The sequence below is a fragment of the Actinoplanes sp. GCM10030250 genome (genome assembly GCF_042666575.1).
GTDB lineage: Bacteria > Actinomycetota > Actinomycetes > Mycobacteriales > Micromonosporaceae > Actinoplanes.
Window position 1 is genome coordinate 1 of sequence record NZ_JBHTDO010000128.1, and the last position, 576, is coordinate 576.

1 pseudogene is annotated in these 576 nt (G+C 69.1%); it reads left to right on the forward strand.

Annotation, left to right across the window (positions count from 1 at the left end):
- Positions 1-118 precede the first annotated feature (118 nt).
- A pseudogene (locus ACFQV6_RS44370) lies at positions 119-576 on the forward strand (Na+/H+ antiporter subunit D); the annotation flags it as partial.

A 576-nucleotide genomic window follows, 5' to 3' on the forward strand; every position in this document is an offset into this window, starting at 1 on the left:
ACGACGTGCAGGACGACGTCGAGGACCGGCGGATCATGCAGCTGGCCGAACGCGATCAGGGCCTCGCGGACCAGGACGCACCGGAGTCGCCGGAGCACACCACGCAGGGAGCCCCGCGTTGACCTGGCTCGTTCCCCTGCCGGTGGTCATGCCACTGCTCGGTGCGGCCCTGACCCTGCTGCTGCGCCGGCATCCGAATATCCAACGCACGGTGAGCCTGCTCGTCCTCAGCGCGACCCTCGTCGTCGCCGTCGCTCTCCTGGCGCTCACCGTCACCGGGGACCCTTTGGTCGTCGCCGTCGGCGGGTGGGCGGCGCCGCTGGGCATCGTGCTCGTCGCGGACCGGCTCGCGGCGCTGATGCTCGTGGTCTCCGCCGCCGTGACCCTGTGCGTCCTGGTCTACTCGATCGGTCAGGGCATGGCCGGTGGAGACGACGCCACACCGGTGGCGGTCTACCACCCGGCATACCTGATCCTCACCGCGGGCGTCACCAACGCCTTCCTGGCCGGCGATCTGTTCAACCTCTACGTCGGATTCGAGATCCTGCTCGCCGCCAGCTATGTGCTCATCACGAT